General features: G+C 69.7%; 8 protein-coding genes. 4 read left to right on the plus strand and 4 right to left on the minus strand.

The features are described 5' to 3' along the window. Position 1 precedes the first annotated feature (1 nt). Positions 2 to 436 carry an SRPBCC family protein gene (locus ACFV4K_RS09490; protein WP_357087866.1) on the minus strand — a complete coding sequence of 145 codons (435 nt, stop codon included), beginning with the start codon at positions 434 to 436 and terminating at the stop codon, positions 2 to 4. Between the two features lie 109 nt (positions 437 to 545). On the opposite strand from ACFV4K_RS09490, the gene ACFV4K_RS09495 reads away from it, so the two are divergent. Beyond that, complete coding sequence (locus ACFV4K_RS09495; protein WP_379273473.1) at positions 546 to 1,439, plus strand: hypothetical protein; 894 nt, start codon at positions 546 to 548, stop codon at positions 1,437 to 1,439. Here the strand turns inward: ACFV4K_RS09495 and ACFV4K_RS09500 are convergent. After that, positions 1,436 to 2,674: an SLC13 family permease gene (locus tag ACFV4K_RS09500; protein ID WP_379273475.1), complete on the minus strand. Its 1,239-nt coding sequence runs from the start codon at positions 2,672 to 2,674 to the stop codon at positions 1,436 to 1,438. The genes ACFV4K_RS09495 and ACFV4K_RS09500 overlap by 4 nt on opposite strands. A gap of 104 nt (positions 2,675 to 2,778) precedes the next feature. On the opposite strand from ACFV4K_RS09500, the gene ACFV4K_RS09505 reads away from it, so the two are divergent. The 3 genes from ACFV4K_RS09505 to ACFV4K_RS09515 all read left to right on the plus strand — a co-directional run bounded on the left by ACFV4K_RS09505 (position 2,779) and on the right by ACFV4K_RS09515 (position 11,543). Then, entirely contained in the window at positions 2,779 to 8,610 is a 5,832-nt protein-coding gene (locus tag ACFV4K_RS09505; protein WP_379273477.1) for a pentapeptide repeat-containing protein, read from the plus strand. A gap of 189 nt (positions 8,611 to 8,799) precedes the next feature. After that, a complete protein-coding gene (locus tag ACFV4K_RS09510; protein WP_379273491.1) occupies positions 8,800 to 10,230 on the plus strand; it encodes an FAD-binding oxidoreductase in 1,431 nt (476 codons plus the stop codon). Further along, the gene (locus tag ACFV4K_RS09515) at positions 10,227 to 11,543 is read left to right on the plus strand and encodes a class I SAM-dependent methyltransferase (protein ID WP_379273479.1); all 1,317 of its coding nucleotides are present in this window, start codon (positions 10,227 to 10,229) and stop codon (positions 11,541 to 11,543) included. Before ACFV4K_RS09510 ends, ACFV4K_RS09515 begins: the two co-directional genes overlap by 4 nt. A gap of 68 nt (positions 11,544 to 11,611) precedes the next feature. Here ACFV4K_RS09515 and ACFV4K_RS09520 read toward each other — a convergent pair whose 3' ends face one another. After that, positions 11,612 to 13,117, minus strand: coding sequence for an alpha/beta hydrolase (locus ACFV4K_RS09520; RefSeq protein WP_379273481.1), 1,506 nt, complete (start codon positions 13,115 to 13,117; stop codon positions 11,612 to 11,614). 36 nt (positions 13,118 to 13,153) lie between these two features. Then, positions 13,154 to 16,735 (minus strand): protein kinase, encoded by a 3,582-nt coding sequence (locus tag ACFV4K_RS09525; protein WP_379273483.1) that lies wholly within the window; start codon positions 16,733 to 16,735, stop codon positions 13,154 to 13,156. Positions 16,736 to 17,009 lie beyond the last annotated feature (274 nt).

A 17,009-nucleotide genomic window follows, 5' to 3' on the forward strand; every position in this document is an offset into this window, starting at 1 on the left:
ACTAGGCCAGTTCCCGCTTCAGGTTCTCGAGCACCTCGGCCTGGATCTTCTTCAGGCCGAGGGGCGCGAAGATGCCCTCGAAGATGCCGCCGATGCCGCCCGCGCCCTTCCAGGTGGTGCGCACGGTGACCAGCGAGCCGGAGCCCGAGGGGGTGACGGTCCAGGCGGTGACCATGGAGGAGTTCGAGTCCCGTTCGGTCACCATGGAGTCGGAGACCGAGATGGCCGCGCGCACATTGCGAGACCGCTTCTCGGTGGCCTGCAGCGTCCACTCCGCGACGGTGCCCGCGCCCTGGCCGCCCTCGACGACCTTGTAGTCGCGGTAGTGCGAGGAGAGGATCTTCGGCCGGACCGTTTCGTAGTCGGCGATCGCGTCGAGGGTGCGCTTCGGATCCGCCGCGACGACGATCGAACTGGAGGCGCTGACCTGTCCCACCATGTGCTCCTTAGTGATTGCGGGCTGACCGGCACTCTGCCCTGTTACCACTCGGTCATGCTACGCGGCACCTATTCTGGGTGACATCTCTCGGGGGAGGACGCCGCCCATGACCCGCTTCGCTACCTGGCTCCGGCTCAATATCGACGCGGTGGTCGCCATCGTGATCGCGATCACCGCGGTGATCGTCGAGTTCATCGACAAGAACACCAAGCTCGATCCGGTGAGCAATGCCATCCTGCTGGTGCTCAGCCTGCTCGCGGTGACGCTGCTGCGGGACCGCAACCGGATCGCCCGGCTGGTCGGCGAGACCGCGGCGGTGCGCCTGCTCTACGGCGCGGAGGTGGATCAGGCGCACGCGCTGGCCCGCCGCGACACCGACAACTGGATCTACAAGGGCGGCACCGGAACCTACCTGCGGGCCACCACCCTGCCGTTCTTCCTGGGCCGGGTGCGCGCCGAACAGCACCTGCTGAATCTGCGGGTCGAGATCCTCGACCCCGGCGACGAGCAGCTGTGCGAGGTCGAGGCACAGCATCGCAACTCGCTGCAGCCGGGCGGCGACGCGACCGGGCGGCCGTGGACCACCGACCGGATTCGCAAGCAGTCCTTCGCCACCGTGGTGGCCTGCTCCTGGTACCGGGCCCAGTCCGAGCTGCTGACCATCGAGCTGGCGCTGTCCTCGGTGGTGTCGACCTACCGCTGGGACATGTCCGACAGCGTGGTCATCACCAATCAGCGCGGCTCGAACACCCCGGCGCTGCTCTTCGAGCGCGGAAAGACCCAATACTCCGATCTCACCCGCGAATTGGCGTTGAGTTTCAAGCAGGCGCGCCACGTTCCGATGGGCCGCGACAGCGAGCTGCGGCCGCCCGCCGAACCGAGCATCGCGCAGGTGCGGCGGCTGCTGGAGCGGCTGGCCTTGCCGCTGCCGGCCGTGTACACCGACGACGACGTCACCGAGATCGTGGAATACGCACTGCGACCGGCCAATACGTTCTAGCCGGTGAGCAGCAGGCCCGCGGTCGCGGCGGTGGTCGCGGCCACGGCCAGCACCAGGCCGGTCCGCACGAAGCGGCGCATGGGGACCCGCACCTCGTGGGTACGGCAGAACTCCAGGCAGAGCAGGGTGGCCAGGGAGGCCCACGGCGTCACCACCGGACCCACATTGGTGCCGATCAGCAAGGCCAGCAACTGATCCCGGCCGCCGTGCACGACCGCCTCCCCCGCGGTGTAGGCGGGCAGATTGTTCACGATATTGGACAGCGCGGCCCCCGCCCCGGCGGCCCGGAGCACCCCCGGCCCGCTGGTGTCCTCCCCGATCAGGTGCTCCATCAACGTCGAGAGCCCGTACCGCGACAGCGTCGGCACCACCAGGAACAGGCCGGCCACGAAAACCAGCAGCTGCCACGGCAACAGCGACGGCCGCAGCGCCGACCGGTCGCAGATCGCGAAGGCCAGCACCACGATGACCGCCGCCACCGTGGCCGCGATCCCGATCCGGTCCCCCACGAACGGAATCGCCAGCACGAACAGCGCGCACGCGCCCCCGGACGCGTACAGCAGCACCCGTTCCCGCAGATCCGCGGGCCGGATCGGATCCGGCACCACATACCGGTCGGCCCCGCGCTGCGACCGCCGCCAGTACCACCACCACAGGCACACCATGGTCACCGCGATCGACAGCAGCTGCGGCAACCACATGCGCGCCGCGAACCCGGTGACATCCAAGGCCACCCGATCCGCGGCCAGCAGATTGGTCAGATTCGACACCGGCAGCAGCAGACTCGCCGTGTTCGCCAGCCACAGGGTGGTCATGGTCAGCGGCAGCGGCGGAATCCGCGCGGGCACCGCCAGCGCGATCATCACCGGGGTCAGCAGCACCGCGGTCGTGTCCAGGTTCAGCACCGTCGTCGTCACCGACGCGAACAGCACGCACAGCAGGAACAACCCGGCATAGTTTCCGCCCGCGATGATCGCCAGCCGATGCGCGATCACATCGAACACCTTGGCCCGCCGCGCCAGATTCGCCAGCACGATCACGCTGCCCAGGAACAACAGCAGCGGCGCGATCCGCCGCATATTGTCCGCGGCCTCGGCCCACGGCAGCAGCCCGGTCGCGACGCACAGCAGTCCGACCAGCAGCAACCCGATCCGCACGGAATCCAGGACACCGAGCCGCCGGCGCACGGCCGAGCCCGCCCGGGCGGGCGGTGAACCGGAGTCCTCTTCGAGCATCGGTCAATTCTCGCAGGGCGAGGCGGATCGCAGGATCTGAGAATTGGGAAAGAGGTCAATTCGATTGGCGGCGCGTTGGTTTGGGGAGCGGGATACTGGGCGGTGTGACGGCGTGGGGTGGGCGGTTACTTTTCACGAGTTATTCGGCGGCCGACGAGCGATGGGCCATCTGGCTGGGATGGCTGCTCGAACATGCCGAGGGGCGCTATCGAACCCTGGTGTCGTCGTGGGACTTCGATCCGGCGGCGAACTACGGGGAGTTCGTGCAGCGGGGAGTCCGCGAGGCGGATCTGGTGATCGCGGTGTTGACCCGCGACTACGTGTCCTCCCGGCATGCGAACCGGGAGTGGCAGGCCGCGCTGGACGTGGATCCGGGGAAGCTGCTGGCCATCCGGGTCAGCGACTGCTCGCTGGAATGGCTGCCGACCGGGGTCGCCTGCCTGGACCTGTTCGGGGTGACCGATGAGGCCGAGATGCGGCGGGAGGTGCTGGACCGGGTCGAGCGGATGCTGTCGGAGCGGTGGATGCCGCGGCGGCGGGCGGACCCGCGTTCAGACGACTTGTGGTCCGCGGCACCGGAACCCAGGCCGCCGGGCCGCCGCCCGCTGTCGCCGCCGGCGTTTCCGGGGGACATGGCCGCGGCCCGCACCCATGCGGGACTGTCCATCCTGCATATCGGCGGTCCGCGCTTCGGGCGGGCGTCGGCCGATCTCCCCACCGATCCGGAGGGTTTGCAGTCCCACATCTGGGGCGCGGTCACCGAACTGGTGGATCGGCAGGCCCCGCCGCCGGATCTGATCGTGGTCAGCGGTGATCTCACCGAATCCGCGCATCCGACCGAATTCCGCAAGGCCACCGCGTTTCTCACCGGCCTGCGGGTGCTGCTCAAACTGGAACCCGACCGGCTGATCGTGGTCCCCGGCAACCACGACACCTCGAAACTGGCCTGCCGCGCCCACTTCCTGGACTGCGAGGCCAACGACCGCCTGCCCCGCGCGCCCTACTTCGCGAAACTGCGGCTGTTCGAGCAGATGTTCAACACCCTCTACCGCGGCCTCGACCATCTGGTCTTCGATGTCGGCCAGCCCTGGACGCTGTTCCCGATCCCCGGATTGCGCTTGGTCGTGGCCGGTTTGAACTCGACCATGGCCGCCACCCACCGCCCCGAGGACGACTACGGCGCCATCGGTGACGAACAGAAGGACTGGTTCGCCGAGCAGCTGCGCGCCCAGGAGGCGCAGGGCTGGTTCCGGCTGGGCGTGCTGCGCCACGATCCGGCCCCCGGTCCGAACACCTCGCCCTACGACCCGGGCGTGCTGCGCGACGCCGAACGCGCCTTTCGCCGCCTGGGCCCGCGCCTGAACCTGCTGCTCCGCGGCCCCGGCCGGGCGGGACGCTCGCTCGCGCACCCGGGCGGCACGCTGCCCGTCCTGGCCGCGCCCGCACCGGGTCAGGCCGAACTGGTCCACATCACCGATGCCGGACTCACCCGCTACCGCTACGACGAACCGCTGGAGACTCCGGTCCCGCAGGCCCTCACCTGGACGAATGCCGTTGTGGCGCTGGAGCGCCGGGGCTCCCGCGAACTGCCCGCTCCCCCGCCCCCGCCCCGCCGGCCGGAACTGCGGGCGAGCGAGACCGCCCGCCCGCACGACATGCTGCTGGAGCAGGTCGCCGAGGTGTGCGAGGTGCGCTATCCGGGCGCGCGGATCCGCCGCATCACCGCCGACCCGCACTACCTGCTGGTCACTATGAATTCCGAGCCGGTCATCGAGCAGCTCATCATCGGCGCGCACGTGGGCGAGGTGACCGGCCAGGTCCTGGACGCCTTCCTCGGCCCCGAACCGCGACCCGGCTCCCAGCTCATCTACCTGGGTCCCGCCCCGAGCCGCGAGATCTCCGACCGGGCGGCCGCCGAGGGCGTGCGGATCCGCAGCTTCACCGACTTCCAGGGCATGGTCGAACTCGGCGACTACCTGCGCAATCAGTCGGCCCGACTGCGCGACGACCCGGCCTATCCGCCGGAATTGTATGTGCCGCAACGCTTCCGCATGCTGGCCCCGCGCGGCCGCGAGGTGCAGCACGATCTGGTCGCCGAACTCATGAACCTGGTGACCGCCGCGGACGGCCGATTCGTGCTGCTGCTCGGCGATTTCGGGCTCGGCAAGACCTTCGCGCTGCGCGAGCTGACCCGCCGGATCACCGAGACCACCACCGGCCTGGTGCCCATCCACATCGAGCTGCGCGAACTGGATCGCACCAGCTCCCTGGACACCCTGCTGGCCGCGCACCTGGCCAACAACGGCGAATCCCGCATCGATCTGCGCGCCCTGCGGTACATGCTGGAACAGGGCCGGGTGGTGCTGCTCTTCGACGGCTTCGACGAACTGCTCACCCGCCTCAACTACGACAGCGCCGCCGAGCACATGGCCACGCTGTTGCAGGCCGCGGTGGGCCGGGCCAAGGTCGTGGTGGCCGGGCGCACACAGCATTTCAAGTCCTACGACCAGATCGCGGCGGCCCTCGACACCCGCGAGGACCCGCACCCGGACCGCTACATCCTGAGCGTGGAGAACTTCACCGACGAGCAGGTGCACGCCTTCCTGGTCAACCGCTACGGCCCGAGCGGACCCTCGGCCGACGCCCGCATGCGGCTGCTGCGCGGGATTCCCGGTCTGCTGAAACTGGCCTGCAATCCGCGCATGCTGAGCTTCATCGCCGACCTCGACGAACAGCGGCTGCGCACCGCGGCCGGGGCCCGCCGCATCATCGGCCCCACCCGGCTCTACGAGGAGATCCTGACCAGCTGGCTCACCTACGAGATCGAGCGCTCCCCCGAACGCGCCAGCTCCCAGCCCACCCTCGGCCTCACCGAACTGTGGCTCGCCGTCACGTATTTCGCGCTGCGGGTGTGGGAGAACGGGCGGCCCTACCTGAATCTCACCGAGCTGACCGAGGTCGCGCAGGCCGCCGTACAGGAGATCGACGCGAGCCGGCTCAATGTGGCGCAGTTCGTGCACGCCCTCGGCTCCCGCAGCCTCATCGTGCGCACCGACGACAATCGCTTCGGCTTCATCCACTCCTCGGTGCGGGACTGGCTGGTGGCCAAGGCCATCGCCACCCAGCTGGGTGCGGGGGTCGCCGAACCCGCTCCGTTGGCGCAGGCCCAGCTGGAACCCCTCGCCGTCGAATTCCTCTGTGATCTGGCCGAAGTCGAGCTACTGCACGCCTACGTCGAACGCATCCAGGACGATCCGGACGAACACGAGATCACCCGCACCAATGCCGCCCGCGTCGCGGCCCGGCTGCGCATCAGCCCCGACAAGGACCTGCGTGGCCTCGACCTGTCGCGCGAGGACCTGTCCTTCCGCAATCTGCGGCAGCTCGATTTCACCGGCGCGAACATGACCGCCACCCGGCTCACCGGCGCGGTGCTGGACCAGGCGGTCCTGCGCGGCGTCCGACTGGTGGGCGCGCAACTCGACCAGGCCTCCCTGGTCGGCACCGACCTCCGCGGAGCGGATATGACCGAAGTCCAGCTGACCAGCGCCAATCTCCAGAACGCCGACCTGCGCGGGGCCCGCCTGCACCGGGCGCACCTGGATCAGGCCTCGCTGGTGCGCGCCGATCTCGGCCGCGCCGACCTGACCGGGGCCCGCCTGGCCCGCACCGACCTCACCGGCGTGCGCGGCGAGGGCAGCCGCTGGACCCGGGCCGCGCTGCTCGACATCGTCGGCCGTCCCGCCGGGACCGATCTGGCCGGGTCCGGCCGCGTCCCCGGCACCCCGCCGCTGACCGAATTCGCGCCCGCCGCCATCGGGGTCAAGCACGGCGTGGACGCGCAGAGCGGACGACTGCCGCGACCGCTGGCCTACAGTCCGGACGGCGGCACCATCGCGGTGGGCTGCGACTCCGGCAGCGTGGTCGTCTACGGCGCGGACACCGGGCGCACCCTGCGCACCCTGCACGGGCACCGCGACCGCACCTTCGCCCTCGCCTACACCGAACAGGTGCTGGTCACCGGATCGGCCGACGGGACCGTGCGGATCTGGGACGCCGCCAGCGGCGCGATCAAGGCGGTCCTGACCGGACACGAGAACTGGCCCTGGCCACTGGAAACCGATACCGCCGGAGCCCTGCTCGCCACCGGCGACGCGGCCGGGACGCTACGGGTCCGGCGACTCCCCGACGGTGAACTGCTGCACGAACTCCCGCCGCCGGACGGCCGCCCGCAACGCATCTACAGCCTCGCCTTCCACCGCGACCGGCTCGCCGCCGCCTATCACGATGGGACCGTGCGGGTCTGGCACCTGGGCACCGGGGCCGAGCTGGGCCGCTTCCGGGCCGCGCCGGGACCGGTCCGCCGCGTCTGCTGGGATCCGATGGGCGCGCTGCTGGCCGCCGGGGGCGCGGACGGCATACTCGGACTGTGGGATCCGGCCACCGGGACCCTGGTCCACGATCTGTCCGGGCACGAGCACATCGTCTACACGATCGCTTTCCATCCGACCGAACCCATCCTGGCCAGCGGCGATCTCGCGGGCGGAATCCGGCTGTGGGACACCGGCGCCGGGGCGCAGCGGCACCACCGCACCGAGCACGGCGACGCCCGCATCCACTGGCTCGGCTTCGATCCGGGCGGTGACATGCTGGCCTCCGGCGACACCGCGGGCGCGGTCTACGTGCGCGACGGCCGAACCGGCGCGCCGCTGCACAAGCTGACCGGGCACACCGGATCCATCTGGCCGTTCGCGTTCCGGCCCGACGGCACCCAGCTCGCCATCGCCGACGACCAGTTCGCGCTGCGGGTCTGGGATCCCGCCACCGGCGAACGCCTGCACACCCTCAATGGGCACGGGCGGCACGTGCGCGCGGTGTCCTTCAGCGCGGACAGCACGTTGCTCGCCGGTTTCGGCAACGACGGGAGTGTCCGGCTCTGGGACGCCGCCACCGGGCGGCTCACCCGCCGGCTGCAGGGCAGCGCGGACGGGCTGGTCACGGTGGAATCGGGGGTGTTCAGCCCGGCCCGGGCCACCCAGCTGGTGACGGTCGGCAATGCCGGGCGGCTGCGGGTGTCCGATATCGGCACCGGCGAGGCCGAACGGGAGATCACCGTCGACTCCGCGCCGGTGTGGGCCATCGCCTACGACCCGACCGCCCGCTTCATCGCCACCGCCAACGACGACGACACCGTGACGCTGTGGACCCGCGAGACCGGCGGTGAGCACGCGGTCTGCGCCGACCATCGCGGCCGGGTGCGCTCGATCGCCTTCGACGCCACCGGCGCGACCATGGCCACCGGCTGCGACGACGGGCAGATCCGGCTCTGGGCGGTGGAGTCCGGGGACCTGCTGGGCACGCTGTCGGATCCGATGCCGAGCGGCGCGGGCGGGCATCGCGTCTACGGGGTGGTCCTGCACGACGACCTGGTCGCGGGCATCTCCTGGGACGGCACGGTCCGGATCTGGAGCCGGGCCGGAGGTCCCCCGCTGCACCGGCTGGACCTGCATCGCGGGCGGTTGTGGTGCGTGGCGGTGGACGCGCGGTCGGGCCTGCTGGCCACGGCGGGCGACGATCTGGTGATCCACCTGTGGGACATCGCCACGGGCGAGCACCGGCACACCCTGCACGGCCATCGGAACCGGGTGCGGTCCTTGGCCTTCGATCCGTCCGGGCGGCTGCTGGCCAGCGGCGGGAATGACGGCTCGATCATGGTGTGGGCCCTGGACGAGTCCGGCGCCGCGCCGGAACCGCGGGCCACCCTGCTGGGCCTGCCGGAGGGCTGGGTGGCGTTCACCCCGGACGGCCGCTACAAGACCGAAGGTCTGACGGCGGGCCAGTTCTGGCACGTGATCGGCATGTGCCGCTTCGAAGCGGGCGAATTGGACCCGTATCTGCCGCAGATCCGGCAGATGGAACTGGACGACCCGCTGTAAACCGTTCCGGCGCACCGTAAGCCAAATGTTAGCCAAAGTAAGAATCATCACGGTGTGACGGGGAATACTCTGACTACAGGGCAGGTCACGCCTGCCCGCACACAAGGAAACTATGTGTGAAAACCCGCCCCGCCGGTGCTTCCTTGCTGGCCGTACCGGTCGGTGCACGCTAGGTTTTCGAGGGTGGCAGTGAGTCTGTTGGGTAAGGCCGGCCGCGCACCGGCCGCACAGGAATCAGGTTTCGCCGCGCATAGGGCCGGGGTCGATCGCCTCCTGGCCTCCTACCGCGCCATACCGCCGGATGCCAATGTCCGGCTGGCCAAGAAGACGTCCAATCTCTTCCGGGCCCGCGCCCGCAGCACCGCACCCGGACTCGATGTGTCCGGATTGACGCAGGTCATCGCGGTCGACCCGGAAGCCCGCACGGCCGACGTGGCCGGGATGACCACCTATGAGGACCTGGTCGCCACCACGCTGCGCTACGGACTGGCCCCGCTGGTGGTGCCGCAGCTCAAGACCATCACCCTCGGTGGCGCGGTCACCGGGCTCGGCATCGAATCCACCTCGTTCCGCAACGGGCTACCGCACGAATCCGTACTGGAGATGGACGTGCTCACCGGGGCGGGCGAGATCATCACCGCGACCCGCGACGGGGAGCATGCCGAGCTGTATCGCGGCTTCCCCAATTCGTATGGAACGCTGGGTTATTCGACGCGTTTGAAAATCGAATTGGAAACCGTCGAACCGTATGTCGAGCTGCGGCACGTCCGTTTCCACCAGCTGCGCGAACTCGAGGCCGCCATGGCGCGGATCATCGCCGACCGCGCCTGGGACGGCGAACCGGTCGACTACCTCGACGGCGTGGTCTTCACGGCCGACGAGAGCTACCTGATCCTGGGCCGCCAGACCGACGAACCCGGCCCGGTCAGCGACTACACCGGCATGGACATCTACTACCGGTCCATCCAGCACGACTCCCCGCGGCCCACACGCGACCGGCTCACCATCCACGACTACCTGTGGCGCTGGGACACCGACTGGTTCTGGTGCTCGCGGGCCTTCGGCGCGCAGAACCCGCGCATCCGGCGCTTCTGGCCGCAGCGATACCGGCGCTCCAGCTTCTACTGGAAACTCATCGCCCTCGACCACAAGTACGCCATCGGCGACAAGATCGAGGCGCGGCACGGGAATCCGCCCCGCGAGCGGGTGGTGCAGGACATCGAGGTGCCGCTCGAGCACACCGCGGACTTCGTGGAATGGTTCCTGCGCGAGATCCCGATCGAGCCGATCTGGCTGTGCCCGTTGCGATTGCGCGACACCGACGGCGAACGGCCCTGGCCGCTCTACCCGCTGGAACCCGAGCGCACCTATGTGAACGTCGGCTTCTGGTCGGCCGTGCCGACCGCGCCCGGACAGCCCGAGGGCGCGGCCAACCGCGCCATCGAACGCACAGTGTCCGAACTGGACGGTCACAAATCGCTGTATTCGGACTCCTACTACGACCAGGATGAATTCGCCGGCCTCTATTACGGCGGCGGTGCCTACTCCTCCCTCAAGAAACGCTACGACCCGGATTCTCGTCTACTGGATCTGTACTCGAAGGCGGTGCAACGCAAGTGACCACATACAAGGACCGTTCCGACGTATTCGCCGAGCTCGGAACCAAACTGAGCATTGCCGAGATCTTCGCGACCCTGCTCGACGGCCCGGTGCCCATCCACCTGACCTGTTACGACGGCAGCACCGCCGGACCCGAGGACTCCGAATTCGGCCTCGAGATCCTCACGCCCCGCGGCGTCAACTACATCGCCACCGCGCCCGGCGACCTCGGCATGGCGCGCGCCTACATCGCCGGGGATCTGATCGCCCACGGCGTCGAGCCCGGCGACCCGTACGAACTGCTGAAGGCCATGGCGGGCATGAAGTTCCGCCGCCCCACCGCGCTGCAACTGGTGGTCATCGCGCGCTCGCTGGGCTGGGAACTGCTCAAGCCGGTGCCCCCGCCGCCGCAGGAGGCCATGCCGCGGTGGCGGCGCATCGCGCTGGAGGGACTGCGGCACAGCAAGACTCGCGACGCCGAGGCCATCCACCATCACTACGACGTCTCCAACACGTTCTACGAATACGTGCTGGGCCCGTCCATGACCTACACCTGCGCCACCTACGAGGATCCGGCCTGGACGCTGGAACAGGCGCAGGAGAACAAGTACCGCCTGGTCTTCGACAAGCTGAACCTGAAGCCCGGCGACCGGCTGCTCGACATCGGCTGCGGCTGGGGCGGCATGGTGCGCTACGCCGCCAAGCAGGGCGTCCACGTCATCGGCGCGACCCTGTCCGCCGAACAGGCCGAATGGGCGCAGGCCAAGATCGCCGAGGAAGGACTGTCCGACCTCGCCGAGGTGCGGCACTCCGACTACCGCGACGTGCGCGAAGGCAATTTCGACGCGGTGTCCTCCATCGGCCTCACCGAACACATCGGCGTGCACAACTACCCGGCCTACTTCGACTACATCAAGTCCAAGCTGAACGTCGGCGGCCTGTTCCTCAACCACTCCATCACCCGGCCCGACAACACCAGAATCACCAAGGCGGGCGACTTCATCGACCGCTACGTCTTCCCCGACGGCGAACTCGCGGGCTCCGGCCGCATCATCTCCGAGATCCAGAACGCGGGCCTCGAGGTGCTGCACGAGGAGAACCTGCGCAAGCACTACGCCCTCACCCTCGCCGAATGGTGCGACAACCTGGTGAAGAACTGGGACCACGCGGTCGCCGAGGTCGGCGAGGGCACCGCCAAGGTGTGGGGCCTGTACATGGCGGGCTGCCAGCTCGGGTTCGAACGCAATGTGGTGCAGCTGCACCAGATCCTGGGCGTCAAACTCGCCGCGGACCAGACCTGGACGGTGCCCCTCCGCCCCTGGTGGAAGGCATGACTCTCCTGGGCTCTCAGGGGTAAACCCCGGAGGACGGGCGTGCGGCCGGTGCCGCGCGCCCGTTCCGCTTACGACGACAGGCCGGGTACCGGAATCCCCACACGGGCTGTCAGCCAGGGGAATGACGACGTGAAGGCCGAGGCGGCGAACTGCCAGGTATGACCGCCGACCGTCGTGTGCACGGTGCAGTCGATGCCGACCTTGCGGCCCGCGTCGCACAGCTGCTCGGCCGCGCCTTCCTCGTTGGCGTCCTGGACGCCGTCGCGACCGCCCTTGCCGATCTGCTCCTCGTTCACCTTGGGCATGCCGGGGAAGTTTCGCGGCGGACCGTTGGGCGCACCGTTCGCGCCCGGGTTGTCGGTGCGCTTGGGCGCGGTCAGGTCGTCGAACAGGCCGACCACGCCCGTGTAGGGGCCGTGCTTCTCCATGACCGTCAGCGGATCGAATTGCGCCCAGGCGTCCGCGTTTCCGCCGTAGAGGCGTTTGATGGTCTGCTCCTTGGAGCCCGCGGTCGGGCCCAGGTCACCGGCGATGTCGACGAAGGTGCCGAACAGATCCGGATGCATGACGGCCAGGTCGACCGCGCAGGTGCCGCCCATGGACCAGCCCACCACCGCCCACTGCGCCGGATCCCTGGAGACGCCGAACTCCGACTCCACATAGCCGGGCACGTCGGTGGTGAGGTGGTCGGCCGCGTTGCCGCGCGGGCCGTTCACGCATTCGGTGTCGTTGTTGAAGCTGCCGCCGGAATCGACGAACACCAGCACCGGCGTCTGCCCGTTGTTCTTGGCCGCGAAAGCGTCCACGGCGGGCATGATCTGGCCGCTGCGCACCCAGTCGGCCGGGGTGTTGAACTCGCCGCCGATCATCATCACGGCGGGCAGGGTGGGCGGTTTGTCACCGGCGAACCAGGCGGGCGGCAGATACACGTACTCGCGCCGATGCCGGAAGTCGCTGCCCGCCTCCGGAATATCCACCTCCACGATGCGCCCCGTCCCCACCTCGGTATTGCGCAATTCGGCCAGCTCGTCCAGATCCACCTGGTGCGGCAGCGGATCCGCGTTGAGCGCGTCCCACGCCGCCTGCACCGTCGGGTAGTAGCCGACCCACTGGTTCAGCACCACGCCCGTGTACAGCAGCGCCGCCGGGACGGCCAGCACCGCCGCGATCCGCTGCCACCAGCCGCCGGTGCGCAGGCCGACGACCGCGGCCACCAGTCCGGCGGCGGTCAACCCCACCGACGCCCACAACAAGGCCGGGGCCGGATCCGAGGCCAGCCCCTGATCGTCCACGAAATCCCAGGCCGCCCACGCCGCCGCGACGCCGCCCACCGCGCACACCGGCATCCACAGCACCCACCAGCGCCGCGTCGCCCGCGCGAACGCGATCACCAGCAGCAGCACCGCCACGAAGGCCACCACCTGCGGCACCCACCCGTGCAGTAGCGAAACCCCGTGGTGGAAGCCCCCGTAGCCATTGCGGGCGGCGGGCGGGCGCGGCGCGGGCGGCGGCCCGAGCGGCGGTGACTGCGACGGCGCATGCGGCGAGAACACGACGGCGATTGTGTCCGCCATTCCTCGAGAAACGCTGTGAATACCCTGCGACCCGACCTACAGCAGCGAATCCAGGAAGCGACGCGGCGCCTCCTGACCGTCGGCGTCCAGCGGCATCTCGTGCCGCATCGTCCGCAGGATGGTGAGCACGCCCGGCCCGGCATCCAGTAGCGGCCGCGACCAGCCCAGCTCGGCGCACCGCAGCACCACCGGTGTGAGCGTCGCGATCGACTCCCCGAGCCAACCCGCCGTGGACAGGCACTCGGCCAGCAGTAGCGCCGAATCGAGTTCGGCCCGGGGCCGGTGCTGCTCCTGGATCCGGGCGTGCAGGACGCGGGCCCGCTTCACCACGGTGTCGTCGGTGCCGAGCGGGGCCAGGTCGTCGGTGGCGCGGTCGTCGCCGCGATAGTGGCGGGCCAACAGCGCCCGGATGGTGGCGATCTCCTCGGCCTCGGCGGTCAGCACCGCCGCGCCGGTGGCATGCCGCGGCGTGCGCGCCATCGGGTCGGTGACCAGGCCCGCGCTCAGCGAGTCGGCGGGCAGGCCCAGGCGCAGGCGCTCGGCCCGGACCTGCGCGGCCAGCCGGGTGAGCTTGCGGTCGGCGGCGATCCGCGCGCCCTCGTCCAGGCGGGCCGCCGCCGTCACCAGGTCGCCGCGCACCGCCTTCACGCGTGCGCCACTCACGAAGATGGTGACCAGGAAGTCGACCGGGCCGACGCGGGTAGTCAATTCGTGGCTCTGATCCAGCAGCCGCTCGGCGCTGTCCAGGTCGCCGCGGCGGTAGGCCACCTCGCCCAGCAGCGCCGCCGCCACCCGCACCGCGTCCGACCGGGACCCGGCGCGATCGCGGGCGGTCTGCCAGGCCTGTTCGAAACACTGTGTGGCGGTGGCGATATCGAGCTGCTCGTAGGCGGCGTCACCCCGCGCGCACAGGCCGAACACCGCACCCAGCGGATCGGCCGACCGCGCGTGGAACGGGGCGGCCCAGTCCTGCATGCTGCGCGCGCCCTCGAAGTCGAAACCGCACAGCCGCACGAACGAGGCCAGATTCGCGGCCGTGGACACCGTCCACGCCGGGAGATCGTCGGCCAGTTTCAAGCATTCGGTGATCTTGTCGAGTACGCCTTCGGTGCGGTCCCGCGCCACCTGGTCGGCCGCCGCCAGCACCGCCGCCTGACAGCGCTGGGTCACCGCCTCGGCATCGTCGGTGCCGCTGCGCGCCAGCATGTTCGACAGCCGGCCCAGCGCGGTCCGCGCCGCCCCGGACTGCTGCAGATTCACATTCGCGCGGGCCAGCGCCATCAACAGCTTGGACCGCGAACTCACCTGCTGGACCGGAAGTTTCGACACCGTGCCGAACAGGGTAGCCAGCCGGGAACTGTCGATCAGATCCATGCCGCCCTTCTCGACCAGGTCCAGCGCGTACTTCAGATCGGTCGCGGCCAGCGCGTGATCCACCGACTGCTTGATCAGATTGTGTTCGGCGAACCAGCGAGACGCCTTGCCGTGCAACTTCTTCAACTGCCCCGGCTGCGCCCGGTCCAGCCGGGCCCGCAGATGCTCGGCCACCATCGGCTGCATCCGATACCAGCTCGGATCGTCGGGAATCCGGTGCACGAACAGCTCCCGCCGCTCGGCCTCGTCGAGCAGATCCGCGGCGTCCTTTGCACCCGACAGCGCCTCGGCCAGCGAGGCGTTCACCCGCTCGGGAATCGCTATGGCACTGAGGAATTCGAGCATGCGCGGCTCGATGGCGCCCAGCACGTTCTCGGCCAGATACTCCCGGATCGCCTTGTTGTCGCCGGACAGCCCGATGATCAGCCGGTCGACATCGTGATCCGCCGCGCGCAGCGACAACCCCGCCAGCTGGATCGCGGCCGGCCAGCCGTCGGTCGCGGTGTGGATCTGCTCGACCTGCCGGTCGCTCAACTCCAATCCCAGCCGGTCGAGCAGGATTTCCCTGGTCTCCGACTCGGTCAGCCGCAACTGCGGGGATCCGAGCTCGATCAGTTCGTCGGCCACCTGCATACGGCTCAGCGGCAGTCCCGCCCGCTCCCGGCTGGTGATGACGAAACGCAGTTCGTGCGAACAATTGTCGAGCAGCGACGCCATCACCCGCTGCGCCCCGGCGTCGGTGATCCGATGCCAGTCGTCCACCACCACGACCACCGGGGTCCCGCCCGCCCGCACCTCGTCGATGAGCGCCGACACCGCGTACGGCACCGCCTCGGCGGGCCGCTCCTCCAGCAGCTGCTCCAGCCCCACGCCGATCTCCGGCCGCACCTTGCGAATGGCCGCGATGACGTGGGCCAGCAGCCACACCTCGTTGTCGTCGTCGCGGTCGATGCCGATCCAGGCCACCGGCACCCCGCGATCGGTGAGCTCGGCACACCACTGCGCGGCCAGCGTGCTCTTGCCGAATCCGGCCGGGCCGTGGATCACCGCCAGCCGGCGGCGGCCGCCGGACCGCAGCGGCTCCAGCAGCCGGGGCCGGGCGATCGGTTCGCGCGCCGGGGTCGGCGGCAGGAATTTCGTTGTGGCCGTGGGCGGCAGCGTATTGCCGGTGCTGAACACCGCGCTCGGATTGCCGGTCGGGCGCAGCGTCAGCGACCGGTTGCGCGGGGCTGTCACCACGGTGTGCCGGCGCTGGGTCGAATGGGTCGGCGCCGACGGATCGTGGCCGTCCGCACCGAGTTCCGCGCCGTCGATCAACGCCATCTCGTCCGGCACCTGACCATGGTCGCCCTGTACCCCGCGCAGCAGCTCACCGAACTCGACCGCGCTGACCGGCCGATCCCGCGGCTCCGGCGACATGGCCGCCTCGATGGCCGCGGCCACATCCGGCGGGATCTCCAGTTCCCGCAGGTCCGGCACCGGCTGACTGGTGATGCGCAGGAACTGCGCCACCACCTTCTCCCCGGCCTGCCGCTCGAAGGCGGCGTGCCCGGTCAGCAGCGCGAACAGGGTGGAACCGAGCCCGTACACATCCGAGCGCACGGTCGGCTCGTCACCCTTGAGCACCTCGGGCGCGGTGAACGCGGGCGACCCGGTGATCAAACTCGTGGACGTGCGGAAACCGCCCGGGATGCGCGCGATTCCGAAGTCGGTGAGCTGCGGTTCCCCGTACCGGCTCAACAGCACATTGGCGGGCTTCACGTCCCGGTGCAGCACCTCGGCACGGTGCGCGGTCTCGATGGCCCCCGCCAGCTTCACCCCGACACGCAGCGAATCCGCCCAGGACAGCGGCCCGTTGTGCTGCACCACCTGCTCGAGGGAACCGCGGGTCGCGTACGGCATCACGATGTAGGGCCGTCCGGTCGGCGTCACGTCCACCTGGAGGATGTCCACGATGTTCGGATGCCCCGACAACCGGCCCATGGCGTGTTCCTCGCGCAGGAACCGCTCCCGGCTCTCGTCGTCGATCTCCGCGGAGAGCACCTTCACCGCGACCACCCGGTCCAGGGCGCGCTGGCTACAGCGGTACACCACCCCGAACCCGCCCCGGCCGATCTCCTCCGCGTCGAACAGGCCCATGGCCTCGAGTTCGTCGTCGATGTTCACGGGAACGTATGCCTGCGTGGAGTTTTCGAGAGACGTCTGCTCACGCCGCGAGCCGTCCCGGCGCGCCTGTGAGTTCATCTCCACCACCTCGACCTGGTACGAGTAACCGTGTCCACCCGCGCATATTCAACGTAGCGCGGACCGCTCGGGCGTGTGGACTGTTCCGCCTCCCCGAGTCTTCAGCGCACGGCTCGGGAGCCGTCGCCGGTCTCGCATGGGGACCGCCGGTCAGGCGCCGAACCCACTTCGGACGTACCCGGTGAGTTACCCGCATCGCAACGAAATCAGTTGTCACGTCGGGCAACGTCCCCACTGCTACCAGGTTGAACGCCGAGACCCGGGCCGCGAATTC

It is taken from the genome of Nocardia sp. NPDC059764 (assembly GCF_042732555.1).
Classification (GTDB): domain Bacteria; phylum Actinomycetota; class Actinomycetes; order Mycobacteriales; family Mycobacteriaceae; genus Nocardia.

What these genes read in the sequence shown, in the direction of transcription:
- ACFV4K_RS09495 (WP_379273473.1), top strand. Translation starts at nt 546, where the DNA reads ATGACCCGCTTCGCTACCTGGCTCCGGCTCAATATCGACGCGGTGGTC.
- ACFV4K_RS09520 (WP_379273481.1), bottom strand. Translation starts at nt 13,117, where the DNA reads ATGGCGGACACAATCGCCGTCGTGTTCTCGCCGCATGCGCCGTCGCAG.
- ACFV4K_RS09525 (WP_379273483.1), bottom strand. Translation starts at nt 16,735, where the DNA reads ATGAACTCACAGGCGCGCCGGGACGGCTCGCGGCGTGAGCAGACGTCT.
- ACFV4K_RS09500 (WP_379273475.1), bottom strand. Translation starts at nt 2,674, where the DNA reads ATGCTCGAAGAGGACTCCGGTTCACCGCCCGCCCGGGCGGGCTCGGCC.